This is a genomic window from Paractinoplanes bogorensis, assembly GCF_018829635.1.
Classification (GTDB): Bacteria; Actinomycetota; Actinomycetes; order Mycobacteriales; family Micromonosporaceae; genus Actinoplanes; species Actinoplanes bogorensis.
Genome location: NZ_JAHKKG010000009.1, coordinates 139,315 through 162,934, shown reverse-complemented (window position 1 = coordinate 162,934; position 23,620 = coordinate 139,315). Strand labels below are relative to the sequence as shown.

23 protein-coding genes and 1 pseudogene are annotated in these 23,620 nt (G+C 69.1%); 17 read left to right on the top strand and 7 right to left on the bottom strand.

Annotated elements, in window-relative coordinates; all coding sequences use genetic code 11:
* Positions 1-20 precede the first annotated feature (20 nt).
* A complete protein-coding gene (locus tag KOI35_RS28795; protein WP_215791774.1) occupies positions 21-959 on the top strand; it encodes a Dyp-type peroxidase in 939 nt (312 codons plus the stop codon).
* A gap of 5 nt (positions 960-964) precedes the next feature.
* Here KOI35_RS28795 and KOI35_RS28790 read toward each other — a convergent pair whose 3' ends face one another.
* Positions 965-1,585, bottom strand: a complete 621-nt coding sequence (locus tag KOI35_RS28790) for an HAD-IA family hydrolase (RefSeq protein ID WP_308121194.1) — start codon at positions 1,583-1,585, stop codon at positions 965-967.
* An 80-nt stretch (positions 1,586-1,665) separates the two neighbouring features.
* Between KOI35_RS28790 and KOI35_RS28785 the strand changes: the two genes are divergently transcribed.
* Genes KOI35_RS28785 through KOI35_RS28775 form a run of 3 tightly spaced genes read left to right on the top strand, consistent with a single transcriptional unit; the run spans position 1,666 to position 3,753 of the window.
* A complete protein-coding gene (locus KOI35_RS28785; protein WP_215791773.1) occupies positions 1,666-2,301 on the top strand; it encodes a hypothetical protein in 636 nt (211 codons plus the stop codon).
* A 34-nt stretch (positions 2,302-2,335) separates the two neighbouring features.
* Positions 2,336-3,091 carry a hypothetical protein gene (locus KOI35_RS28780; protein WP_215791772.1) on the top strand — a complete coding sequence of 252 codons (756 nt, stop codon included), beginning with the start codon at positions 2,336-2,338 and terminating at the stop codon, positions 3,089-3,091.
* Positions 3,085-3,753, top strand: a complete 669-nt coding sequence (locus tag KOI35_RS28775) for an LURP-one-related/scramblase family protein (RefSeq protein ID WP_215791771.1) — start codon at positions 3,085-3,087, stop codon at positions 3,751-3,753. The genes KOI35_RS28780 and KOI35_RS28775 overlap by 7 nt, the downstream gene beginning before the upstream one ends.
* Positions 3,754-3,793: 40 nt before the next feature.
* Here KOI35_RS28775 and KOI35_RS28770 read toward each other — a convergent pair whose 3' ends face one another.
* The 4 genes and pseudogenes from KOI35_RS28770 to KOI35_RS28755 all read right to left on the bottom strand — a co-directional run.
* Positions 3,794-4,444: a hypothetical protein gene (locus KOI35_RS28770; RefSeq protein WP_215791770.1), complete on the bottom strand. Its 651-nt coding sequence runs from the start codon at positions 4,442-4,444 to the stop codon at positions 3,794-3,796.
* Positions 4,445-4,495: 51 nt separating this feature from the next.
* Positions 4,496-5,167 (bottom strand): DedA family protein, encoded by a 672-nt coding sequence (locus KOI35_RS28765; protein WP_215791769.1) that lies wholly within the window; start codon positions 5,165-5,167, stop codon positions 4,496-4,498.
* 46 nt (positions 5,168-5,213) lie between these two features.
* Positions 5,214-5,561 carry a DNA polymerase ligase N-terminal domain-containing protein gene (locus tag KOI35_RS28760; RefSeq protein ID WP_215791768.1) on the bottom strand — a complete coding sequence of 116 codons (348 nt, stop codon included), beginning with the start codon at positions 5,559-5,561 and terminating at the stop codon, positions 5,214-5,216.
* A gap of 10 nt (positions 5,562-5,571) precedes the next feature.
* Positions 5,572-6,309, bottom strand: a pseudogene (locus KOI35_RS28755) (dolichyl-phosphate beta-glucosyltransferase); the annotation flags it as partial.
* 72 nt (positions 6,310-6,381) lie between these two features.
* Between KOI35_RS28755 and KOI35_RS28750 the strand changes: the two are divergent.
* Both KOI35_RS28750 and KOI35_RS28745 read left to right on the top strand, forming a co-directional pair.
* Positions 6,382-7,566 (top strand): MFS transporter, encoded by a 1,185-nt coding sequence (locus tag KOI35_RS28750; RefSeq protein WP_215791766.1) that lies wholly within the window; start codon positions 6,382-6,384, stop codon positions 7,564-7,566.
* Positions 7,567-7,618: 52 nt separating this feature from the next.
* Positions 7,619-9,193, top strand: coding sequence for a glycoside hydrolase domain-containing protein (locus KOI35_RS28745; RefSeq protein ID WP_215791765.1), 1,575 nt, complete (start codon positions 7,619-7,621; stop codon positions 9,191-9,193).
* Between the two features lie 58 nt (positions 9,194-9,251).
* Here the strand turns inward: KOI35_RS28745 and KOI35_RS28740 are convergent, their stop codons facing one another.
* The gene (locus KOI35_RS28740; protein WP_215791764.1) at positions 9,252-10,061 is read right to left on the bottom strand and encodes an RNA polymerase sigma factor SigF; all 810 of its coding nucleotides are present in this window, start codon (positions 10,059-10,061) and stop codon (positions 9,252-9,254) included.
* Between the two features lie 336 nt (positions 10,062-10,397).
* Here KOI35_RS28740 and KOI35_RS28735 point away from each other — a divergent pair, with 336 nt between their 5' ends.
* The 3 genes from KOI35_RS28735 to KOI35_RS28725 are packed head-to-tail and all read left to right on the top strand — an operon-like array spanning position 10,398 to position 12,391.
* Positions 10,398-10,811, top strand: coding sequence for an ATP-binding protein (locus tag KOI35_RS28735; protein WP_215791763.1), 414 nt, complete (start codon positions 10,398-10,400; stop codon positions 10,809-10,811).
* Positions 10,812-10,840: 29 nt separating this feature from the next.
* Positions 10,841-11,158: an STAS domain-containing protein gene (locus KOI35_RS28730; RefSeq protein ID WP_215791762.1), complete on the top strand. Its 318-nt coding sequence runs from the start codon at positions 10,841-10,843 to the stop codon at positions 11,156-11,158.
* Between the two features lie 9 nt (positions 11,159-11,167).
* Positions 11,168-12,391: an SLC13 family permease gene (locus KOI35_RS28725; protein WP_215791761.1), complete on the top strand. Its 1,224-nt coding sequence runs from the start codon at positions 11,168-11,170 to the stop codon at positions 12,389-12,391.
* A 152-nt stretch (positions 12,392-12,543) separates the two neighbouring features.
* Here the strand turns inward: KOI35_RS28725 and KOI35_RS28720 are convergent, their stop codons facing one another.
* Positions 12,544-13,491, bottom strand: coding sequence for a dioxygenase family protein (locus tag KOI35_RS28720; protein WP_215791760.1), 948 nt, complete (start codon positions 13,489-13,491; stop codon positions 12,544-12,546).
* Between the two features lie 194 nt (positions 13,492-13,685).
* Between KOI35_RS28720 and KOI35_RS28715 the strand changes: the two genes are divergently transcribed.
* The 8 genes from KOI35_RS28715 to KOI35_RS28680 all read left to right on the top strand — a co-directional run bounded on the left by KOI35_RS28715 (position 13,686) and on the right by KOI35_RS28680 (position 23,619).
* Entirely contained in the window at positions 13,686-14,891 is a 1,206-nt protein-coding gene (locus KOI35_RS28715) for an ROK family transcriptional regulator (RefSeq protein ID WP_215791759.1), read from the top strand.
* Positions 14,888-15,697, top strand: coding sequence for an ABC transporter permease (locus KOI35_RS28710; protein WP_215791758.1), 810 nt, complete (start codon positions 14,888-14,890; stop codon positions 15,695-15,697). The genes KOI35_RS28715 and KOI35_RS28710 overlap by 4 nt, the downstream gene beginning before the upstream one ends.
* Positions 15,694-16,455: an ABC transporter ATP-binding protein gene (locus KOI35_RS28705; RefSeq protein ID WP_215791757.1), complete on the top strand. Its 762-nt coding sequence runs from the start codon at positions 15,694-15,696 to the stop codon at positions 16,453-16,455. The genes KOI35_RS28710 and KOI35_RS28705 overlap by 4 nt, the downstream gene beginning before the upstream one ends.
* Before the next feature lie 35 nt (positions 16,456-16,490).
* On the top strand, positions 16,491-17,435 hold the full coding sequence (locus KOI35_RS28700; RefSeq protein WP_215791756.1) for an aliphatic sulfonate ABC transporter substrate-binding protein: 945 nt from the start codon (positions 16,491-16,493) through the stop codon (positions 17,433-17,435).
* Positions 17,324-18,901: a sulfatase family protein gene (locus tag KOI35_RS28695; protein WP_281420280.1), complete on the top strand. Its 1,578-nt coding sequence runs from the start codon at positions 17,324-17,326 to the stop codon at positions 18,899-18,901. The genes KOI35_RS28700 and KOI35_RS28695 overlap by 112 nt, the downstream gene beginning before the upstream one ends.
* Entirely contained in the window at positions 18,898-20,295 is a 1,398-nt protein-coding gene (locus KOI35_RS28690) for a sulfatase family protein (RefSeq protein ID WP_215791754.1), read from the top strand. Before KOI35_RS28695 ends, KOI35_RS28690 begins: the two co-directional genes overlap by 4 nt.
* Before the next feature lie 86 nt (positions 20,296-20,381).
* Positions 20,382-21,206, top strand: a complete 825-nt coding sequence (locus tag KOI35_RS28685; RefSeq protein ID WP_308121193.1) for a formylglycine-generating enzyme family protein — start codon at positions 20,382-20,384, stop codon at positions 21,204-21,206.
* A 205-nt stretch (positions 21,207-21,411) separates the two neighbouring features.
* Positions 21,412-23,619: a family 43 glycosylhydrolase gene (locus KOI35_RS28680; protein ID WP_215791752.1), complete on the top strand. Its 2,208-nt coding sequence runs from the start codon at positions 21,412-21,414 to the stop codon at positions 23,617-23,619.
* Position 23,620 lies beyond the last annotated feature (1 nt).

Below are 23,620 nucleotides of genomic sequence, written 5' to 3'. Positions count from 1 at the left end.
CCGGTTCTAGACTGCGGCGCATGACCGCGCCCCGATCCGTGGCACCGACCGTCGAGTCCCAGGCGGTGCTGGCTCCGCTCACCGACGCCGCCATCTTTCTCGTGGCCACCGTCCGCCCGGGCGGCGAGCCGGCCGTCCGGGATCTGCTCGAAGACCTGAGCGGCCTGCAGCGGACGGTCGGCTTCCGTCTGCCCGCGGCCCAGTTGTCGTGCGTCACCGGCATCGGGGCCGACCTGTGGGACCGCCTGTTCACCGGTCCGCGCCCGCCCGGGCTGCACCGGTTCCGGGCCTGGACCGGTCCGGCCCACAGCGCGCCCTCCACCCCCGGTGACCTGCTGTTCCACATTCGGGCCGGGCAGATGGACGTCTGCTTCGAGCTGGCCGCCAAGATCGCTGGGCGGCTGCGCGACGCGGGCGACATCGTCGACGAGACGCACGGCTTCAAATACTTCGACGAGCGCGACCTGCTCGGCTTCGTCGACGGCACCGAAAACCCGACCGGCGCCAAGGCGATGGACGCGGTGCTGATCGACGACGGTCCCTTTCAGGGCGGCACCTACGTGCTCGTGCAGAAATACGTGCACGACCTCGAGGCCTGGAACGCGCTCAAGGTCGAGGAGCAGGAGGCCGCGATCGGCCGCACCAAGCTCGACAACGTCGAACTCGACGAGAAGGCGCCGAACTCGCACGTCGCGCTGAACACGGTCGAAGACCCGGACGGCAACGAGCTCAAGATCCTGCGCGACAACATGCCGTTCGGGTCGGTCAAGGAGGGCGAGTTCGGCACCTACTACATCGCCTACGCCGCCACCCCCGACGTGCCCGAGCTCATGCTGCGCCGCATGTTCCTGGGCGACCCCTACGGCACGTACGACCGGATCCTGGACTTCTCGACCGCGGTGACCGGATCGCTGTTCTTCGTGCCGACCGCCGACTTCCTCGACGACCTGCCGGGCTGACCGTTTTAACCGAGCAGACGGGCAAGATCGAAAAGCGTTTCCAGCCGTACGTCGCCGTCGAGCCCCCGCAGTGCGGCCGTGCGCGCGCCCGCGGCCCGTCCGGCTTGGAGTCCCACCTCGGCGTCCTCGACCACCAGGCAGTCGGCCGGGTCGACCCCGAGCAGCTCGGCCGCCCGCCGGTAACCCTCCGGGTCGGGCTTGCCGGCCGCGATGTCGTCGGTCGTGACCAGCACCGGCGCCTCGATGCCGGCCGCACCCAGCCGCGCCTTGGCCAGCCGGGTGTCGGCGCTGGTGACCACGGCCCACGGCAGGCCGCGCCGGGTGAGCAGCGCGAGCAGTTCCGGCGCGCCCGGCGTCGGGTGCACGTCGGAAAGGTCGTCGTACTGCAGCTCGAGCTGACGGGCCGACGCCACGGCCCGGGCGCCCTCGTCGAGATGGGGCAGAAGTTTCCGTACGGTCGTCGCGCTCGGGCTGCCGTGCGCCATCTCGTACGCCTGGTGGCCGTCGACGCCGTATTCGGACGCCCACGACAGCCATGAGCGCAGCACCGCACCGTCGGAGTCGACGAGCGTGCCGTCCATGTCGAAGAGGATCGCCCGGACGGTCGCCACGTTGATATCGCTCACCTAAAGCCTCCACAGGTCGTGCATAGTCCGCCCGCCCAGTCTCCTAGGTAGCCCCGACACTTCCCGAGGAGACCCACGAAATGACCATCGACGACCGATCCACGCAGAGCTGGCGCCCGGCCCACGCCGAGGGTGCGCCGCCGGCCTGGACCCCGCCCCCGTCCGGTCCTCAGCCGGAAACGCCGCGCCCGCGTAAGGCCAAGCTCGCCGCAGCTGGGGCACTCGTGGCGGTCGCGGTGGCCAGCGCCGGCGTAACGGCGGGAGTGATGGCCGCGACCGGCGGCTCTTCGTCCGCTACTACCGCCCAGGGCCCGGGCGGCGGCGGTTTCGGTCAGGGCGGCCCAGGCGGCGCGATGGGCGGCGGCACGACCACCACGTCGATCCACGGCGAGTACACGACCTCCGAGGGCACGACGATGCTGACCCAGACCGGCACCGTGTCGGCCGTGAGCAGCGACTCGATCACGGTCAAGAGCACCGACGGCTACAGCAAGACCTACGTCATCACCAGTTCCACCACCGTCGACAACGGGGCCGACGCGATCGCCGACGTCGAGACCGGCCACACCGTGCAGATCGTGGCCACCAGCGCCGACTCGACCGCCACGGCCACCACGATCACCGACACCGACATCGCCTCCACCACCCAGCAGGGCGGCGGCGCCCCCGGCGGCAACATGCCGGGCGGCCAGGCCCCGGGCGGCGCCGGCGCCTGATCGCCGGTTGTGGGGACGATCTACCGTCCTACTCATGCAGATCGATACGCTCCGGTCGGGGTGGCCGGAGCAGATCCTGAGTGGGCGCTACTCGTTCCGCACCCGGCGGCGTGACGATCTCGAGGAGATCTTCGACAACCTGATCCGCGAGATCAGCTTCGACGTCGCCGACCAGCGGACCGAGAAGCAGCTGCACCTGCGGATCGGCGGCCGGTCGGTGATGGCCGTGTTGCAGCACACCGGCGGATTCTGGCCGCACATGCCCCGCGGTCCCAAGGTCTACCACCTCGATCCGCCCGGCCCGCTGCTGACGCTGATCCAGCACGACCGGCCGACCCGGCCCATGAACCCGCCGTCCGGGCTGCTCGGCCTGGTCGACCGGGCCGCTGCCGTGCGCACCCGTTCCGACTGGCGGGAGGTCGTCTCCTGGACCCGGTCGGCCGACGTGCTCGACAACCGGCTCGACATGGTGATCGGCCGGATCGAGCGGACGGACGGGGTGTTCGAACGCTCCCACACACAGATCTACGACCCGTCGGGCCGGTTGGTCGGCCTCATGCGCGAGTCGGTGGCGTCGACCGTGCGCGGCTGGCTGCCGATGAACACCCGTCTCGAGGCCAAGCGGTTGACGTTCACCGTCGACGGCCGGCCGGTCGCGCGGATCCGGCAGCGGTTCCATTTCTGGTACGACGAGTTCGAGTTCGACGTCTCCCGGCTGGCCGGCCGGCTCGACCCGCGCCTGGTGCTGGCCTGCGGTGTCCAGCAGCTCGCGCACTACAGCACATGGTGAGCGCCGAGGTCCGGGCCGCCTGGCCGGAACAGGTGCTCACCGGGACGTACCACTTCCGTACGCGACGTCGCGACCAGTTCAACGTCGGCGTCGACGAGGTGGTCTGGCGAGCGACCGACGGCCTGGTCCGGCGGAGGAGCCCCGAACAGCTGCTCCTGTGGGCCGGCGGCCGGCCCCTGATGGCCGTGATGCGGGAGTCGGGCAAGTACTGGTCGGGTCTGCCCGAGGGCCCGCTGCTCTACAACCTCGCCCCGGCCGGCGCCACCCTCATCGTGGCCCACCGCAAGCAACACCACTACGACGTCCTCGACAACCGGCTCGGCCTGGTGGTCGGCCGGCTCGAGATCGCGAACGGCCCGTTCGGCCGCGCCCGGACCCGGATCCTCGACCCGTCGGGCGACGAGGTCGCGTTGATGGAGGAGACCAGGCTGTCGAGCGTGGCCGACCATCTCGAGAACGCCGACCTGCTGTCGCGCAGCTGGACCAGGCGGCGTTTCCACTTCACCGTCGACGGTGAGCGGGTGGCGCACATCAAGCAGCGGTACAGCATGTGGCGCGCGGTGAAGTTCGAGTTCGACGTGCGCCGGCTGCGGGGCCGGGTCGACCCGCGGCTGATTCTGGCCTGCGGGGTGGAGGAGCTCAGCCGATACAGCACCTACTGATCGGCGCCCGCGTGGTGCGGGCGCCGATCGTCGGTTCGGCTCAGCGCTGGGCGGCGCGACGCCGGGTCGTGGCCGGGGCCGTCTCGACCACCGTGGCCGTCTTGCGCGGGGCTCGCGGGGTGCGGGGCGTGGCCGCGGCGGTGCGGGGCGTGGTGGCGGCGCTCCGCGGCGTGGTGGCGGCGGACGCGGCGGCCTTGCGCGCGGTCGAGCGGGCGGCGGTGGCGCGGGCCGTCTGCGGCTCGACCGGGGCCTCGACCTCGGCCGGAGCCTCGACGGCGGCCGAAACCGGCGCCGGAGCCGGGGGCACGACGGCGGGCAGCGCGGGGCTGACCGGTGCGGACGCGGCGGCGCGGTCCCGCTCCTTCTCCCGCTGGATCAGGTCGGCCAGCAGGCTCTTGCCGTACTTCGCCTCGAGCGAGGCGGCCTTGGTCTGCGCCTTTTCGGCCCGGGAAACGGCCTTCTTGTGGGCCTTGGTGAGGCGATCCTTGTCGCGGGCGGCGGTCTTGAGGGACCGCTTCAGCCGCTTGGCCTCGGCCTCGGCGTTGCGCAGCGCCTGCGTCTGCTGCCGGGTCAGGTCGGCGTTGGTGCTGAGCCGGTTGGCCAGCTCGGAAACAGTCGTCCTGGTCCGCTCCGCGGTGGCGTTCGCGGTGGCCGATTGGTCTCGGCGGCGGTCGAGCTGCTTGGTACTCACAGCGTCTCCTTCCGTTAAACCGTCATTCCTACCCGCGTCACCGCTCGGCAATCAAGAAGCTGTGTCCTCCATCGCTGCGGCATCGGTGCTGCTCCGGGCCTTGCGGCGCCGGATGTGCCGGACGTGCAGGACCACGTAGCCGCCGACGGCGAGGACGATGGCGGTGAGTGCGAACCACTTGTATTTGTGGGCGTGCTCGATGATTTCGACCAGGTGGGTGCCGAACAGATAGGCGACCGTGGTCCAGACGCCGACCCACAGTGCGGCGCCGATCGCGTTGTAGATCAGGAACGTACGCCAGGGCATCGCCGTGATGCCGGCGATCACGCCGTTCAGTTGGCGCAACCCGTCGATGAAGCGGGCGATCATCACGACCCGGCCGCCGCGCCGGGCGAAGAAGCCTTCGGCCCGAGCCAGCCGTTCCGGAGTCAGGAAGATGTATTTGCCCCAGCGCAGGGCGAGTTTGCGACCGCCGCGGACGCCGATCCAGTAGCCGATGTTGTCGCCCAGCACGGCGGCGACGAAGGCGATGGCGGCGACGGCGAAGATGTTCAACCGGCCCGCCCCGGCGTAGACCGCCGCGGCCACCATAATCGTCTGACCAGGAGCGGGGACGCCGAAGCTCTCGACCCCGATCACCCCGGCGACGGCGAAATAGCCCCAACGGTCGAGGATCGGGGCGACTCCGTGCAGGAATCCGGGTAGATCGGCAGGAGGTGGCATCGCCTCAACCGTAGCGGGGGCCGGGCCCGCGGACCTCTCGGAGTCACTACTGCGGTTGGTCCTTTGTACGGTGCAGGAGCCAATTGACCCCGTCGGTGTGAATCAGCGCGTACCGGTGCGACCCCGCGCGCCCGTGCAGAGTGAAGACGAACCGTTTGTCGTTCCGGTCCTCTTGCTCCCACCAACCGATGTCCGCGATCGATTTGTCCTGGTCGGTATAGGTGAGGTGATCGAGGTCGTGGTCGGGCACCGCGACGGCCAGCCGGTTGCGTCCCGGCTCGGTGGGCAGGCCGCGCGGCACCGCCCACGAGCGCAGCACCCCGTCCTCCTCGAGCCGCAGGTCGAAATGCGGCCGGGGCTTGCGGTGGTCATGCAGCACGAACGCGGGCTCCACGCTCGAACTGTAGGCGAGACCGCACCTCGGCCAAAGGCAGGTTCGGCAGCGTACGCCGCAGCCGCGCGATGCCCCGCAGGTCCTCGCGGGCGGTGGCCACGATGTCGACCTTGCTGTTCGGGTCGTCCACCCAGTCGACCGGCACCTCGTGCGTCCGCAGTCCGGCCCGCTCGGCCAGCACCAGCAGTTCGGTGTCGAAGAACCAGTTGGTGTCCTGCACCAGCGGCAGCACCTCGCGCGCGACCTCGGCCCGGATCGCTTTGAAGCCGCACTGCGCGTCGGTGAACCGGGCTCCCAGCGAGGCCCGCAGCAGCAGGTTGTAGCTGCGCGAGATGAACTCCCGTTTGGGCCCGCGCACCACTCGCGACCCGCGCCGCAGCCGGGACCCGATCGCCACATCGGAGTGCCCGGAGATCAGCGGGGCGATCAGCGGCAGCAGCGCGGCCAGGTCGGTCGACAGGTCCACGTCCATGTACGCGAGCACGGCCGCGTCCGAATTCAGCCAGGTGTATTTGAGCGCCCGGCCGCGGCCCTTCTGTGCCAGATAGACCGCGGTCACCTCGGGCAGCTCGACCGCGAGCCGGCCGGCGATCAGCGGGGTGTCGTCGGTGCTGGCGTTGTCCGCGACCGTGATGCGGAACGGGAACGGCGAGACCGCGAGCAGATAGTCGCGCAGGCGGCGCACGCTGCGCTCGACGTCGGCGGCTTCGTTGTAGACGGGGATGACGATGTCGACCACTGGGTTCATGCCGTCCACGATCGATCCCGCGACTTTCTTCAGGGTGTGGCAAAACTGTGCGCCCTCTGTGAAAGTGTCCGAATGGTCTCGCGATCCCCGCTCGCGCTCGGCGCCCTGGCGGCCGGCACGTTCGCGCTCGGCATGACCGAATTCGTCATCACCGGCCTGCTGCCCGAGATCGCCGCCGAGTTCAGCGTCTCGATCCCCACCGCGGGCCTGCTGATCTCCGGGTACGCCCTGAGCGTCGTCATCGGCGGACCGGTGCTCACCGCCGTGGTCGCCGGCCGGCGCCGCAAGCCGGTGCTGATCGCCCTGCTCGGCCTGTTCGTGGTGGGTAACCTGATGTCGGCCGTGGCCTCCGGGTTCGGCCTGATGATGGCCGGGCGGGTGGTGGCCGCGCTCTGCCACGGTTCGTTCATCGGCATCGCCACCATCGTCGCCGGTGACCTCGTGCGTCCCGACCGGCGCAGCAGTGCGATCGCGGCCATGCTCAGCGGCATCACGATCGCCAACGTGGCCGGGGTGCCGCTGGGCACGTTCCTGGGTCAGCAGCTGGGGTGGCGGGCCACGTTCTGGGCGATGGCGCTGCTCGGACTGGCGGCAGCGCTGGCGGTCGCGGCTTTCATCCCGGCCCGGGAAGCGCCGTCGGGAGCTCGCCCCCAGTGGGCCGCGTTCCGGGATTCGAGAGTCTGGCTGGCGCTCGGCATGACCGCGCTCGCGTTCGGTGCCGTCTACGCGCCCTTCACCTATGTGGCGCCGTTGATGACCGAGGTGGCCGGCTTCGGGTCGGGGGCGATGCCGTGGCTGCTCGTGCTCTTCGGGTTCGGCCTGGTGCTCGGCAACGTGATCGGGGCCCGGGCGGCCGACCACCGGCTGATGACCACGATCGTCGTCGCGTCGGTCGCCATGCTGGTCGTGCTGGTGCTGTTCGCCTTCACCTCGCACGCCCGCGGTCCGGCCGCCGTCACGCTGTTCGCGCTGGGCGTGGTCTCGTACGCCACCGTCCCCGGACTGACCACGCGGGTGATCACGGCGGCCGACAGTGACGCGCAGAACCTCATCGTGTCGTCGGCGGCGGTCTCGGCGTTCAACCTGGGGAACGCGGCCGGCGCTTTCCTGGGCGGCCGGGCCATCGCCGCCGGCTGGGGATACGACGCGACGCCGCTGGTCGGGGCCGCGATGGAGGTCGGCGCCCTGGTCCTGGCCGGGGTTCTGGTGCTGACCACCCGGATGAGACAGACCGGCCGTTCGGTGGAGGTGACCTGAGGGGGCGACTGCTTTGCTCGGTGGGTTTTGGCCGGTGCCAAGGAAGGCAGTCATGTCCCGTCGCAAGGTGGCGATCACCGCGCTCATCAGTGCCGTGGTCGTGGGCATGTCCGTGTTCGCCCTGCAACGAGCCGACGCGGCGACCTACTCGACGGTCCAGCCGGGTTCCTTCACCGGGTACGCGTTCGACGCCTGCACCGCCCCGCCGAGCGCCTCGATGAAGGCGTGGAAGGCGAGTTCGCCGTACAAGGCGATCGGCATCTACATCGGCGGCGTCAACCGGGGCTGTGCTCAGCCGCAGCTCACCAACGCCTGGGTCAAGGAGCAGGTGCAGGCGGGCTGGAAGCTGCTGCCGCTCTATGTCGGGCCGCAGGCCACCTGCACGACGATCGGCCCCGGTCGCACGTCGATCGACAACGCGCACGCCGACACCCAGGGCCGGCTCACCGCCCAAGACGCCATCGTGCAGGCGACCGCGCTCGGCCTGGCCCGCGACAGCGTGATCATCTATGACATGGAGTCGTACCGGACCGACGACCCGGTGTGCCGTGCGGGCGTGCTCGCCTTCATGAACGGGTGGACCGCCCGGCTGCACGACAACGGCTACTTCTCCGGCTTCTACTCGAGCGTCGCGTCCGGGGTCGCCGACCAGGTCGCGGCCTACACCAAGCCGGGCTACACGCGACCCGACTATGTGGACTTCGCCCGCTGGGACCTCAAGGTCACGGTCACCGACGCGCAGATCCCGGCCACGGTCTGGCCCGGCAAGCGGCGCATGAAGCAGTATCGCGGCGGCCACAAGGAGACGTACGGCGGCGTCACGATCAACATTGACAACGACTACGTCGATTTCGCGCCGCTGCCCAAGACCAAGGCGGCCGACTTCACCGGCAACGGCTGGTCCGACGTGCTGGGCAAGTCGCCCACCGGCTATCTGTCGGCGTTCCCGGGCAACGGCTCGCTGGTCGACTTCAACCAGCGGCGCACGCTGATCAGCGGGTTCAACGCGATGTCGGCGTTCGTGCGGATCGGCGACCTCAACCGTGACGGCCGCGAGGATCTGATCGCCCGCCAGTCCAACGGCGACCTGTGGTTCTATCCCGGTACGACCACCGGCTTCGGCACCCGCAAGAAGGTGGGCGCCGGCTTCCACGTGTTGCGCGAGATCACCGCGATCGGCGACCTGACCGGCGACGGCTACCCCGACCTGCTGGCCGTCTCGAAGGGCAACAACCTCTATCTGTACTCCGGCCAGGCCGGTTCCAAGCTCAGCGGCGGCAAGCTCGTGGGCAGCGGCTGGGGCGACAAGACCGAACTGGCCGGGGCGGGCGACTTCAACCGCGACGGGTTCCCCGATCTGGCCGCCCGTAAGAACGCCGACGGCAAGCTCTATCTGTGGACCGGCAAGAAGGGTGGCTTCACCGGCAAGAGCCTGGCCCTCGGCACCGGTGCCACCGACCTGCGCGACCTGATCGGCGTGGGCGACTTCGACCGGGACGGCTATCCCGACCTGGCCGCCGTGCAGAAGTCGACCGGCAGCCTGATGCTGCTGCCGGGCGCCGGCACCACCCTGCGGCCGGCCTTCCGGCTGGGCGGCGGCTACAGCACGATCACGCCGCTCGCCTGACCCCGGACACACTCGTGGCCGGCCCGAACCGGGCCGGCCACGAAATCTCTGCTCTGACTTACAGCGTGTCGTTCGCCAGCTGGCCGCGCAGCTTGGTCAGCGCCTTGGTCAGCAGACGCGAGACATGCATCTGGCTGATGCCGATCTGGTCGGCGATCTGCGACTGGGTCAGGTTGCCGTAGAAGCGCAGCGTCAGGATCTTCTGCTCGCGCTCGTCCAGCGTCGCCAGCGCCGGGCCGAGGGCCACCCGGGTCTCGGCCAGCTCGTATTCGTAGTCCTCGCCGCCGAGCGTGTCGCCGAGCTCGGTGGTGCCGTCGGCGCTGATCGGGGTGGACAGCGAGGTGGCGTTGTAGGCGCGAGCGCCTTCCAGGCCCTCCAGTACGTCTTCCTCGCTGACGCCCAGGTGGATGGCGACGTCGGCGACCGTCGGCGAGCGGCCCAGCGAGTGGGTCAGCGTGGCGTTGGCCTCGGTGATGGCCAGCCGCAGCTCCTGCAGACGGCGGGGCACCCGGACCGACCACGTACGGTCGCGGAAGTGGCGCTTGATCTCACCGATGATGGTGGGGATCGCGTAGCCGGCGAAGTCGACGCCACGCTCGGGGTCGAACTTGTCGACCGCCTTGATCAGGCCGACGGTGGCGGTCTGGATCAGGTCGTCGGTGGGCTCGCCGCGGCCCGAGTAACGGTGGGCGAGGTGACGGGCGAGAGGCAACCAGGCCTCGATCGCCCGGTCGCGGAGCGAGGCGCGCGACGGGTGACCCGTCGGCATCGCGGCCATCGCGTTCAGCAACTCGGCAGCACTGTCGGCGGGCGCGGTCGCCGCGGCCGGAACCGTTTCCGCCTGCTTGGTGGTCTCGGTGACGGTCATGTTGTGGTCCTCCCTGGCACCATTCCGGAGAGTCGGTCCAGATGAAGCGCTGGACCCGGTCGGTCGGGTGTCCCTATATCCACGGTCGATGGAGATCGATGAGATCCCCTCCGACCACGCACACTTGGCCCGTTCGGTATGACCAACCTAGCCGAGAGGTCGAAGAAAGACTAGCCGAAAGTATGAGTTACTTTGCGTGATAGCAAATATACGTAGCGGATCTTGTGGCCGTGCGCACGGGCGTCGATGGCCTTTGGGGCTGATTAAGCCGTACGGCCAAGGTGGTAACCCGCACGGGCCAGTGTCAAACCCGGTCGTACGGGAATGATGGACACCATGTCTGCCCTGCGCCCCTCAGCTCCCCACCCGGCCGCGGCAGTACTGCGCTCCTGGAAGCTCGACTCGTTCGGCGAGTTGCGCGGCCTGCGGGCGGCGTTGCGCGAGGCCATCGAGACGCACACCGACGAGGTCGACGACCTGTTCGACCGGATGTCCGTGGTCGCCACCGAGCTCGCCACCAACGCCCTGCGCCACGGCCTGCCACCGACCGAGGTGCGGCTGATGCGCGAGAGCGAACACCTGATCCTCGATGTCGCTGATCACGATCTGGGCACGCTCCCCGAGGTCGACCGCGACCGCCCGCTGGGTGCCGGAGGGCTCGGACTGCAGCTCACGAAGACTTTCGCGATCGACGTGGGCTGGTACATGACCGACACCACCAAGCACGTCTGGGCGAGCTTCCCGGGCTGAATCCGCGCGGCTTTGATAGAAATACGCCCGTGGCGGACCCCTACCAGATCGACCGGACCTCGGCGATCCTGCGCCCCAGCGGCGAGCTGGACATCAACGCGCGGGACGACCTGCGCGAGGCCATCGTCGGCGCGCTGCGTGCGCACACGACGGTCACCGTTGATCTCACCGAGGTCAGCTTCATCGACTCGGAGGCGCTCGGTGCGCTGATCGACGGCTACAACGAGGCGGTGGCGCTCGGCGCCGGCTATCGGGTCGTCGGCGCCGGGGGCTCGGTTGCCCGTGTGCTCACCGTCTCAGGGGCTCAAGCCTTGTTCGATGGTGCGCCGGAGGCCGGGGGCTCGTAGCCTGCCGCAGTGCCACTGATCTTCTCGGCGGTCCTGCTGGTCGCCGTGCTGGCCTTCGCGGTCGTCCGTCCGCGCGGCCTGCCCGAGGCGGTTGCCGCCGTGCCCGCCGCCGGCCTCGCGATCGCCGTCGGGCTCGTCTCGTGGGACGACGCCGTGGCCGAGTTCCGCGAGCTCGGCCCGACCGTGGGCTTCCTCGCCGCCGTTCTCGTGCTCGCTCATCTGGCCGACGAGCACGGCGTTTTCCGGTACGCCGGCCGGGTCGCGGCCCGGATCGGCGGCGGTGATCCGACCCGACTGCTCACCGCGGTCTTCGTCGCGGCCGCCCTGACCACGGCTTTTCTCAGCCTGGACGCGACCGTCGTGCTGCTCACCCCGGTCGTGCTGGCCACCGCGGCCCGGGTCGGGGCCCGCGCCCGTCCGCACTCGTACGCGTCGGCCCACCTGGCCAATTCGGCCTCGCTGCTGCTGCCCGTCTCGAACCTGACCAACCTGCTCGCGTTCGCCGCCAGCGGGCTGACCTTCCTCGGGTTCACGGCATACATGACGCTGCCCTGGCTGGCCGTGATCGTCGTGGAGTACCTGGTGTTCCGCCTCTGGTTCCGCGACGATCTGCGCGTACGCGAAGAGCCGCGCCCCGATCCGGGCAACGGCCCGGCGCCCCGATACGCCCTGGTCGTGCTGGCCGCGACCCTGGTCGGCTTCGCCGTCGTGCAGCCGCTGGGCGTGCACCCGGCCTGGGTCGCCGTGGCCGGCGCACTCTTCCTGGCCGTGCCGCACCGGGTGTCGCCCCGGACGCTGGTCCGCGAGGCCAACCTGCCGTTCTGCGCGTTCGTGCTGGCGCTCGGCGTGGTCGTGCTCGCGGTGCAGCAGCACGGCCTCGAGCGGCTGCTCGGCGCGATCACCCCCGAGCACGCCGACCTGCTCGGACTGCTGGCCGTCGCCTTCCTCGCCGCCGCGCTGTCCAACCTGCTCAACAACCTGCCGGCCACGCTCGCCCTGCTGCCGGTGGTCGAGTCGCGGCCGGGACTGTTGCTGGCCATGCTGATCGGGGTGAACGTCGGCCCGAACCTGACCTACGTGGGTTCGCTGGCCACCCTGCTGTGGCGGCAGATCCTGCACACCCACGACGCGGCGCCCGACCCGCGCGACTTCCTGCGGCTGGGCATCGCGACCGTGCCGCCGACGCTGATCGCGGGCGTGCTGGCGCTGTGGCTGAGCCTGCGGCTCTTCTGACCAGAAAGCAGGAGCGCACCCTCGCCGCCGCGCCGGTATCGGTCCGGGGAACGGCCGAGGTGATCCGGTGGGGGATTCGGCGGCGGGGTGCGTCCGACGTAGTCAGTCTTGTCGATGCTTCTGTTACAGGCAAGTAAAACTGGTTACGGAACTCAGTTGGCCGGCGGCGCTCCGCTGGGTGGGGTGCCACCGCCGCCGGGACCGCTCCCGCCGCCCGGGGCCGAGCCGCCGCTCGGGGTGGTCGTAGTGTCCACCTTCGCGGTCAATGTCACGGTGAATCCACTGGAGACGCTGCCCGAGACCGCACCCATCTGCAGGGCCGCCTCGTCGTCGCCGAACACGTTGTCGGACGCCAGGGTGATCTGGCTGAGGTTGCTCACCGAGGCCGAGTAGCCGGTGGTCGCGTACACCTTGTCGCAGACGTCTTTGGGCAGCGCGACCTGAGAGGTGGCGATGGCCTTGGTCGAGTCGGTGATGTCGGCCTGGGTGGGATAGACCTCGAAGTGGATGTGCGGCCAGCGCCCGGTGTAGCAGGCCGGGAAGATGCTGGTGAACTTCACCTTGCCCGAGTCGTCGGCGATCTGGACGCCGCGCAGGTAGTTCTGGTCGGTGACGCCCTCGGAATAGAGCGAGTAGCGCCCCTCGCGGTCGCAGTGCCACACGTAGACCGCGACGTCCTTGAACGCGGCGTCGCTGTTGGCCATATCGAGGATGGTCAGCTCGAGGGTCATCGCGACGCCCTGGGCGGTGCCGCTGGCCGAGCCGAAGCTGGAGCGGATGTCGCTGCGGACCACGCCACTCTCCTCGAGCACGTCGGGACCGTTCGACCCGTCGCCCGGGTAGGGGCCTGCCGTCTCGTCCGGGATCTCGCCGGTGCTGGTCGACGTCGTGGTGTCGGCCGCGGTTGTCGTCGTGCTGCTCGACGAGTTGCTGCTGCAGGCGGCCAGTCCGAGCACCGCCGCGCCGACGCCGAGGCCGCGGAGCACGTGCCGCCGGCTGGCGAGGGTGCCGAGGTCGAATCCGAGTCCCTGGTCGACCACCTCCTCGTCGGGCCGGGGGAGAGTCCTTCCCTCGTACGTCGGTCTCGGGTCCTGTGCCATCACTTCGCTCCTTCATCGTGTTGCCGCACGCTTGATGGCCACCGTAGGAGCGGTTCTTGTGCGAATCCTTTGTTCGGCCTGTGAGCCATCCCTGCGTGACCACCGTGTTACGAAGGAAGTTTTCCTACCGGTTTAGAAGAGATAATTCTGTCGGACTGTTGACGGAAAAATTCGGGCCCGCCTACGGTGGCCTCGTGTCCGGATCCGTAGGCGTACATGCGCTGGTCAGGCGCGCTCACGAGGAGCGCGTGCTGGCGATCCTGCGCGAGCGCGGGGGGCTCAGCCGGGCCCAGATCTCAGCCCGCTCCGGTCTGTCCCGCACCACCCTCTCCGAAATAACCGGTGAACTGCTGGCCCGCGGAGCAATCGTGGTCGTCAATACCGACGCCCAGTTGCGGGCGGGCAGCGGACGCCCGGCCGAACTGCTGGCCCTCGATCCGCGCTCGGGTCAGTTCCTCGGCGTCGACCTCGGGCACACCCGGGCCCGGGTCGCGGTGGCCGACGCCGCCCACGAGATCATCGCCAGCGGTGTCGAGGAATATCCGCCCGGCAGTTCGTGGCCGTGGCGCCTGGCCGCCGGCGTCGACCTGGTCGACCGGATCGCCCGCGAGCAGGGCATCAACCTGGCCGCGCTGCAGGGCATCGGGGTCGGCGTCGCGGGCCCCTATCCGGCCGGCGGTTCCCGGGCCGACGTGCTGGCCGCGTTCGCCTCGCGGTTCTCGGCGCCGGTGATCGTCGACAACAACACCCGGTTCGCCGCGCTGGCCGAGGCGAGCGATCTCGGCGAACCCGGCGGCGCGGTCGACGCGGGCGACGTGCTCTACGTACGGCTGGCCGACGGCATCGGCGGGGGACTGGTGGTGGGCGGCCGCCTCGTTTCGGGGGCGAGCGGGGCGGCGGGCGAGTTCGGCCACGTCAAGGTCGACCCGGCGGGCGGGGTCTGCCGCTGCGGGAAGCGGGGCTGCCTCGAGACGGTGGCCGCCCTGCGTCCGGCGCTGGCCGCGGCCGGCGTACGCGACCTGGCCGAACTCGCCGCCCGCCGGGAGGAGCCGCGAGTGCGGGCCGCGATGGACCGGGTCGCCGACGCGCTCGGCCGGGTGCTGGCCGACGCCGCCCTGATCCTCAACCCGGGGCAGATCGTGATCGGCGGTCCGCTGCCGCACGCCGTGCCCGCCATCGTCGCGCGGGCCGGTGCGGTGATCGCGGCCGAGCTGATCTCGGTCGGGGCCGGGCCGCTGATCCGGGCCGCCCGCCTCGGCGACGACGACGGCGCGCGCGGCGCGATCACCGCCTGCTTCCGCCAGTCGCCGCTGCTGGCCGACTATCCGGGCGCTGCCTTTCCGGCTCCCGCTTCACGAACCGCTGTTCCCGTCCCGCGAACCCCTGGGAGCTCGTCATGACCGTGGTCCAGGTGGACACCGAGGTGACCACCGGCAGCCCGCCGACTCGGGAACGCCGTCGTCGAGGCGTACCGAAAACGGTGTGGAACCTGCTTTCGGTGTTGCTCGGTCTCGGTGTGTGGTGGGGCTTCTCGCTCACCGGCTTCGACATTCCGGCGCCGCCCGAGGTGGCCGGGCGCGGGTGGGAGCTGATCGCCGACGGCACGCTGGCCGACGACGTGCTGGCCAGCCTCGGGCGGGTGCTCGCGGGCTTCGTGCTCGGTGTCGCGCTGGCCGTGCCGGTCGGCTTCCTGATGGGCTGGTACGGCGTTGCTCGCGGGCTGCTCGAGCCGTGGGTGCAGTTCTTCCGGACGATCCCGCCGCTGGCCATCATCCCGCTGGCGATCGTGCTGATGGGCATCGGCGAGACCCCGAAGGTCTTCGTGATCTTCCTGGCCTCGTTCCTGGCCTGCGTGATCGCCACGTTCCAGGGCGTCGTCAACGTGGACAAGACGCTGATCAACGCGGCCCGGGTGCTCGGGGCCAGGGACGGCACCATCTTCACCCGGGTCGTGGTGCCGGCGTCGACGCCGTTCATCCTCGTCGGCATGCGGGTCGGGCTCGGCTCGTCGTGGGCCACGCTGGTCGCGGCCGAGCTGATCGCCGCGCAGCAGGGGCTCGGCTATCGGATGCAGAGCGCGCAGCTCTACTACGACCTTCCGACGATCTTTGTCGGGCTGATCAGCATCGGCGTGCTCGGCCTGCTGATGGACCGGCTGCTGCTCCTCGCCGAGCGCCGTCTGACGAACTGGCAGGAGCGCCGATGATCACCGTGTCTCATGTCCACAAGACATTTCCGCTGAAGAACGAGACTTTTGTCGCGCTGGGTGACGTCTCGCTGGATGTCGCCGACAACGAGTTCGTGACCATCGTCGGGCCGTCCGGGTGCGGCAAGACCACGCTCATGAACATCCTGGCCGGCCTCGAGTTCCCCACTTCCGGGCAGGCGCTGGTCTCCGACTCGCCGATCACCGGGCCCGGGCCCGACCGGGGTGTGATCTTTCAGCAGTACGCGTTGTTCCCGTGGCTCACCGTCCGCAAGAACGTCGAGTTCGGGCTGCGTACGGCCGGCGTGCCCCGGGACGAGCGGCGCGAACGGGCCCAGCATTTCATCGACCTGGTCGGCCTGCACGACTTCGCCGACTCGCTGCCCCGCACCTTGTCGGGCGGCATGAAACAGCGCTGTGCCATCGCCCGTGCCTATGCCGTCAACCCGTCAATTCTGCTGATGGACGAGCCGTTCGGTGCGGTTGATGCGCTGACCCGCGTACGGCTGCAGGAACAACTGCTCCAGACGTGGAGCCAGGAGAAACGCACCGTCGTCTTCATCACCCACGACGTCGACGAGGCGGTCTTCCTGGCCAACCGGGTCGTCGTGATGGCGGCCCGGCCCGGCCGGATCGTCGAGATCGTCGACGTCGATCTGCCCTACCCCCGTACCGAAGAACTGCGGCTCAGTCCCGCTTTCACGGCGCTGCGCAATCGCGTGTGGAGCGCCGTCTATCACCAGGAGCCTGTTTCATGAGACGTCTGTTTTCTCTAATTGCGGCTGCGTCGCTTTTGACGGTCGCCGCCTGCGGGTCGTCCGACGATTCCGCCTCCGCTACGGTCAAGGTCAACTTCGGGTACATCGCCGACTACAACGGGGCCAGCCTGCTCGCCGTGGCCGACGACCAGAAGCTCTGGGAGAAGCACGGCCTCGAGGTCAGCACCAAGGTCTTCACCAACGGGCCGCTGCAGATCACCGCGATCAACGCGGGTGACCTCGACTTCGGCTACATCGGTCCGGGCGCGGTCTGGCTCCCGGCCAGCGGCAAGGCCAAGATCGTGGCGCTGAACTCGCTCGGTAACGCCGACCGGGTCATCGCCCAGCCCGGCATCACCGACCTGGCCCAGCTCAAGGGCAAGAAGGTCGGCGTCCCCGAGGGCACGTCGGGCGACATGATCCTCACCCTGGCGCTGCAGAAGGCCGGCCTGTCGGCGACCGACATCGAGCGGGTGCCGATGGACCCGGCCACGATCGTGAGCGCGTTCGCGTCGGGTCAGATCGACGCCGCCGGCATCTGGTATCCGCTGCTCAACAACATCAAGCAGAAGAAGCCGGACCTGGTCGAGCTGGCCAAGAACGAGGACTTCGCGAGCACGGTGTCGTTCCCGACCGCCTTCGTGGCCGGCAACGACGTGGTCAGCGGCAAGGCCGACGAGGTGACCAAGGTCGTGCAGGTGCTGCGCGAGGCGATGGACTATCGCGCGGCCAACGGCGACAAGACCGTCGAGCTGACCGCGGGCCTGCTCAAGCAGCCGGCCGACGCGGTCAAGGCGGACGCCGCCAACAGCAAGATGCTCGATTCCAAGACGCTCGACGGCTACACCGCCGACGGAACCGTCAACAAATGGCTGACCGGGATGGGCGACTATTTCGTCGGCGCGGGCAAGCTTCCCTCGAACGCCGACCCCTCGACCTATTACCTCGGTTCCGTCTTCACCGGGGCAGCATCGAAGTGAACTTCCTCTTCCTCATGACCGATCAGCACCGGGTCGACACGCTCGGGGCGTACGGGAATCCGCAGGTTCGTACGCCCAATCTCGATCGCCTGGCGGCCTCGGGAACACGATTCGACCGGTGGTACACCCCGACCGCCATCTGCACACCGGCCCGGGCCAGCCTGCTCACCGGGCAGGCGCCCTTCCGGCACAAGGTGCTGGCCAACCACGAGCGCAACGTCGGCTATCAGGAGGACCTGCCCGACGGCACGTTCACCTTTCCGGTGGCGTTGCGCGAGCAGGGCTACAACGTGGGACTGATCGGCAAGTGGCACGCGGGCACGATCAAGGCGCCCGCCGACTACGGATTCGACGGACCACACCTGACGGGCTGGCACAACCCGGTCGAGCATGAGGACTATCGCGCCTATCTCAAGGAGAACGACCTTCCCCCGTACGAGATAACCGATCGCATTCGCGGCACGCTCCCCAACGGTGGGCCGGGCAATCTGCTGGCGGCCCGATTGCAGCAGCCGGTCGAGGCGACTTTCGAGTACTACATGGCGACGCGGACGATCGAGATGCTGCGCCGCTACGCGGTTGATTCCTCGCGGCCGTTCTACCTGGCCACCCACTTCTTCGGGCCGCACCTGCCGTACATCGTCCCGGACTCCTATTTCGACCTGATCGACCCGTCCACGGTCGAGCTGCCGAAGTCGATCGCCGAGACGTTCGAGGGCAAGCCGCCGGTGCAGCGCAACTACAGCGCCCACTGGACGTTCGACACCATGCCGATCGAGGTCACACGCAAGCTGATCGCGGTCTACCGGGGTTACGTCACGCTGATCGACGAACAGGTCGGGCGCATTCTCGACGAGCTCGACACGCTCGGCCTGACCGACGCGACCACGGTGTTCTTCACCTGTGACCACGGGGAGTTCACCGGGTCGCACCGGCTGCACGACAAGGGCCCGGCCATGTACGAGGACATCTATCGCACGCCCGGAATCGTGCGCATTCCCGGTGCGCCGCCGCAGGCCCGTTCCGAGTTCGTCTCGTTGCTGGACTGCACGGCGACGATTCTTGACCTGGCCGGGCTGCCCGTCACCCCGGCCGTCGATTCCCGCAGCCTCGTGCCGCTCGTGCGGGGCGAACAGCCGGAATGGCAGCAGGACATCGTGGCCGAATTCCACGGCCACCATTTCCCCTATCCGCAGCGCATGCTCCGGGAGGACCGCTACAAACTGGTCGTCAACCCGGACTCGACCAACGAGCTCTACGACCTGGAGCGCGACCCGGACGAGCTTCTGAACATCTACCACCACCCGGAAATGGCACCCGTGCGTGGTCGCATGCTGAAGCGGCTCTACCAGTTGCTGGTCGACCGGGACGACCGGTTCTACCACTGGATGACCTCGATGTACGACGTCGGCGCGGTCGACCACGACCCGACGCTGAGCGGCCTCGACGAGGCGTCGTACTCATGAACATCGTCATGATCCTCACCGACGATCACGCCGCGCATGCGATTTCCGCGTACGGCTCGGTCGTGAACGAAACACCGAGGATCGACGAGATCGCCCGGCTCGGCCGGCGCTTCGACAACTGTTTCGCCACCAACTCGCTGTGCTCGCCGTCGCGGGCCAGCATCCTGACCGGCACCTACAGCCACGTCAACGGAGTGACGACGCTGGTCACGCCGATCGACGCGGCACAGCCGAGTTTCGTCAGCGCGCTGCGGGCGGCCGGTTATCGCACGGCGATGGTCGGCAAATGGCACATGGGCGACGGGCCCGGGCACGATCCCCAGCATTTCGACTACTGGGATGTGCTGATCGATCAGGGGGAGTACATCGATCCGGTCTTTCTGTCCGCCTCGGGCCGGCGGGTGGTTCCGGGTTATGCCACCGACATCATCACGGATCTCGCGTTGAACTGGATCTCGTCCCTGTCCGGCGACGACCCCTATTGCGTGCTGATCTATCACAAGGCGCCGCACCGGCCGTGGGTCCCGCCGCCCGGTTCTCCGCACTCCGGGTCGCCGATTCCGCTGCCGGCCACCTTTGATGACGACTACGCGACCCGCACGTCGTCCGCCCGGCGCGCCGCGATGCGGATCGCCGAACACCTGACCCTGGAAGATCTGAAGGTCGCGCCGCCTCCGGAACTTTCCTATGCCGACTCGGCGCTGTGGAAATACCAGCGGTTCATGGAGGACTACCTGGCCTGTGTCGCCTCGGTCGACGACAACGTGGGCCGGGTGACCGACTTTCTGCGCGCACGGGGCGAATTCGACGACACCCTGCTGATGTACGCGTCCGACCAGGGCTTCTTTCTCGGTGACCACGGGTGGTTCGACAAGCGGTTCATGTACGAGGAATCGCTGCGCATGCCGCTCGTCCTGTCGTGCCCGCTTCGAATTGCGCCCGGAGTGGTCGATGACATGGTGACCAATGTGGACTGGGCCCAGACCATCCTGGAAGCGGCCGGGGTGCCCGCCCATCCGCGCATGCAGGGCCGCAGTTTCTGGCCGCTGCTGACCGACTCGTCCTACGTGGCGGCCGACGGCATCTACTACCGCTATTGGGAACACGACGACGTCTTCCACAAAGCGCCGGCTCACTACGGCTACCGGACGTCGCGCTACAAACTCATCTACTTCTACAACGACGGGATGGGGATCCCCGGCTGCGGGTGGGGGACGTATCCGCCGGAGTGGGAGCTGTACGACCTGCTTCTGGACCCGGCCGAGCTGCGGAACGTGTACGACGATCCGGCCTATGCGGTCGTCCGGGACGAGTTGACCGTGGCGATGTGGAACGAGCAGGCCCGGCTGGGCGACAAACCGCACCCGAGCCAGCCCCGGCCGGTGACGTCATGAGTGAGTGCTGCAGCCCGTCCTCTTCTCGTTCCGGTCCCTCCGGCATTGCCATGCCCACTCGCTCGGGAGATCATCTCGTCCCGCAGGTGACCGTGCCGGCGCAGACGTTCGCGATGGGCGACGCTTTCGGCGACGGTGTGCGCCCCGACGGCGAGACGCCCGTTCACCCCGTACGCATTTCTTCTTTCGCGATCGACTCGACCGCCGTCACCGTCGCCGATTTCCGTTCGTTCGTCGCCGATTCCGGCTATCGCACCGAGGCCGAGGCATTCGGCTGGTCCGCGGTCTTCCACTCGGCCCTCTCCGAGGGCGCCGAGATCGTCGGCAGCATGGCCGGAACGCCGTGGTGGCTCGGTGTTTCCGGGGCCGACTGGGCTCATCCTGGTGGGCCCTCCTCGACCGCGCTCGACGACCACCCGGTGGTGCACGTCAGCTGGAACGATGCCCAGGCCTACTGCACCTGGGCCGGCCGCCGGTTGCCCACCGAGGCGGAATGGGAATGCGCCGCCCGGGCCGGTCATGCGTCGCGGCGCTATCCGTGGGGCGACGAACTGCCTTCTCCGGAATGGCCCTGCAACATCTGGCAGGGCACTTTCCCGACCGACAACACGGCCGACGACGGCTGGGTGACCACTGCGCCGGCCCGTTCCTACGCGCCCAACGATTACGGCCTGTACCAGCCGATCGGAAACGTGTGGGAGTGGTGCGCCGACTGGTTCTCACCCACCTATTACTCGATGTCCCCAGTGGACAACCCGCCGGGTCCGTCGTTGGGTGCCGCCCGCGTGATCCGCGGCGGTTCCTACCTGTGCCACGACTCGTACTGCAATCGCTACCGCAATGCAGCCCGATCCTCAAACACACCCGACTCGTCCACAGGCAACACCGGTTTCCGAACCGCCAGCCTCTAGTCGCCGCCCGTCATCAGCGCCCGTTCAGCCTCTGGCCCGTGCCCAACTCCCCAACCCACCCAACCGGGGGTCCCCCACCCTACCCGCGCGCCAGGAAGATCGAATCGGTTATCCACATTGGCCGGTTATCCACAGGCGCCGCCCCGCAACCGAGCCCCGCCCGCTAACGTCCCGCCCCATCCCCAACGCACCCCGGGAGCCACGGATGGCCCGCACGCGAACCTCACTCTGGCTTTTTGTCCTGATAAGCGCGACCTTCGCCGCCGTACCGAGCCCGGCGACCGCAGCCCCAGCCCCAGCCCCAGCCGCCGCAACCAAAGCCGCCGCCGCGACCTACACGAACCCGGTCAGCGCCGGCACCGTAGACACCTTCCCCGACCCCGCGATCATCAAGGGCAAGGACGGCAAGTGGTGGTCCTACGGGACGACCAACCCGATCTTCAACAGCCGCGGCGAGACCGGCGAACACATCCTGCCGACGCTCAGCTCGACCGACCTCGTGCACTGGACCTACGCCGGCGACGTCTTCCCGCTCACCGCCAAACCGAGCTGGTGGCCCGCCGGCACCCGGCCGTGGGCGCCGGACATCCGCTACTACAACAACGCCTACCGGCTGACCTACTCGCTCTCGGTCGGCGGCATCGGCTTGGCCACCAGCCCGGGACCGAACGGCCCGTGGACCGACCGCGGCCGGATCGTCCCGGCCGCCAGCGGCTGCCCGAGCGGCACGATCGACCAGGCCATGTTCACCGACACCGACGGCTCGTACTACCTCTACTGGGGCAGCTACGACACGATCTGCGTCGCGCGGATGAACGATGACGGCACCGCCATCGCCGGCGCGGTCACCCAGATCGGGCACGGCCGCCGGATGGAGGGCGGCTTCGTCGTGCACCGTGACGGCTACTACTACCTGTTCTATTCGGACGGTGGGTGCTGTGACGGCGCGTTCAGCGGCTACACGGTCAAGGTCGGTCGCGCGACGAGTCCGCTCGGGCCGTTCACCACTCCCACCGGGGTCGCGCTCACCGACCTGACCAGCAAGGACGGCGACGTGCTGGCCGCCACCGGCAACGGCTGGGTCGGGCCGGGTCACAACTCGCTGGTCACCGACCTGGCCGGGCAGGACTGGCTCGTCTATCACGCCATCCCGCAGACCGATCCCGACTTCCCGCCGGTGACCGGGGCGAACGGCGCGACGCTCAACCTCACCAAACGGCCCCTGATGATCGACCGGCTCGATTGGATCAACGGCTGGCCCACCGTACGGGCTGGGGCGGGCCCGTCGCGGACCGCTCAGCCCGCACCCGTCACGACCTGGACCGTGGGCAGCACGTTCGACTCGGGCTCGGCCGGGTTCACCGGCGGGTTCACGTGGTCGGGCGGCCTGCTCACGACAGCCGCGGCGGCGACCTCGCTCAGCGGAGGTGAAGTCAGCGGCAACGTGCGGGTCGAGGGCGATGTGCGGGGGACGGCGGCCGGCATCTCGTACGGGCCGGTGACCGCCTGGCTGGACAGCGCGTCGGGGCGGCTCGTGGTCGACGGCGCGGTCTCCGGTTCGGCCGCGCTGCCCGCCAACTTCAACTACCAGTCCTGGCACACGATCGTGCTGACCCGGCGCGGTTCCTCGCTGACGGTGACGGTCTCGGCCGACCGGCTGTCGCAGGACGTGGCGACGGTGACTCTGCCGGTCTCCTTCGGCGGCGGCAAGATCGGAGCGGTTTCCCGTACGGGTTCAGCCGACGTCGACAATCTGGGTGCGGCCCCGTTGTTCGTCCCGGTCACTCAACGGGTCACCGATCCGCGGGTGGGGGCATTGCTGCCCGCGTTTTCGGACGAGTTCAACGGCACTGCCCCGAATGCCGGCTGGAGCTGGGTTCGCCCGGACGCGACGGCCACGGTGAGCGGCGGCTTCCTGGTGCGGCCGACCCAGGCCGGCGACCTCGCGCTGGGGCAGAACAGCGCCGGAGTGCTGGTGCGTAATGCCCCGTCGACTCCGTTCGTGGTGGAGACCAGGGTGCAGTTCGACGGCGTACGGGGAAATCAGCAGGCCGGAATTGTTCTGTACGACAACGACGACCGGTTCCTGAAGCTGGCCCATTCCGTGCTGCCGCTCAGCGGTTTCGCGAACACATTCCTGCAGCAGACCGAGTTCACCAAGGAGGACCGGCGCGCGTCGAACAACACCGTTTCGTCCGGGCCGACGTTCGGTGGTCCGGCGCCGCAGACCATGTGGCTGCGCCTGCTCTATCGCGACGGCGTGGCCCGGATGGCATCGAGTCGCGACGGCGTGACCTGGACCTGGGGTGCCGCCTGGACGATGGCCCGGCCGCTGCGGATCGGCGTGGTCGCGATGGGCGGCACCGGCGCGACCGGACGATTCGACTATGTGCGGACGTACGCCGCGGGCTGAG

Coding starts and splice junctions, on each gene's coding strand:
- KOI35_RS28795 (WP_215791774.1), top strand. CDS start 21: ATGACCGCGCCCCGATCCGTGGCACCGACCGTCGAGTCCCAGGCGGTG.
- KOI35_RS28785 (WP_215791773.1), top strand. CDS start 1,666: ATGACCATCGACGACCGATCCACGCAGAGCTGGCGCCCGGCCCACGCC.
- KOI35_RS28780 (WP_215791772.1), top strand. CDS start 2,336: ATGCAGATCGATACGCTCCGGTCGGGGTGGCCGGAGCAGATCCTGAGT.
- KOI35_RS28775 (WP_215791771.1), top strand. CDS start 3,085: ATGGTGAGCGCCGAGGTCCGGGCCGCCTGGCCGGAACAGGTGCTCACC.
- KOI35_RS28765 (WP_215791769.1), bottom strand. CDS start 5,167: ATGCCACCTCCTGCCGATCTACCCGGATTCCTGCACGGAGTCGCCCCG.
- KOI35_RS28750 (WP_215791766.1), top strand. CDS start 6,382: ATGGTCTCGCGATCCCCGCTCGCGCTCGGCGCCCTGGCGGCCGGCACG.
- KOI35_RS28745 (WP_215791765.1), top strand. CDS start 7,619: ATGTCCCGTCGCAAGGTGGCGATCACCGCGCTCATCAGTGCCGTGGTC.
- KOI35_RS28740 (WP_215791764.1), bottom strand. CDS start 10,061: ATGACCGTCACCGAGACCACCAAGCAGGCGGAAACGGTTCCGGCCGCG.
- KOI35_RS28735 (WP_215791763.1), top strand. CDS start 10,398: ATGTCTGCCCTGCGCCCCTCAGCTCCCCACCCGGCCGCGGCAGTACTG.
- KOI35_RS28720 (WP_215791760.1), bottom strand. CDS start 13,491: ATGGCACAGGACCCGAGACCGACGTACGAGGGAAGGACTCTCCCCCGG.
- KOI35_RS28710 (WP_215791758.1), top strand. CDS start 14,888: ATGACCGTGGTCCAGGTGGACACCGAGGTGACCACCGGCAGCCCGCCG.
- KOI35_RS28705 (WP_215791757.1), top strand. CDS start 15,694: ATGATCACCGTGTCTCATGTCCACAAGACATTTCCGCTGAAGAACGAG.
- KOI35_RS28695 (WP_281420280.1), top strand. CDS start 17,324: ATGGCTGACCGGGATGGGCGACTATTTCGTCGGCGCGGGCAAGCTTCC.
- KOI35_RS28690 (WP_215791754.1), top strand. CDS start 18,898: ATGAACATCGTCATGATCCTCACCGACGATCACGCCGCGCATGCGATT.
- KOI35_RS28680 (WP_215791752.1), top strand. CDS start 21,412: ATGGCCCGCACGCGAACCTCACTCTGGCTTTTTGTCCTGATAAGCGCG.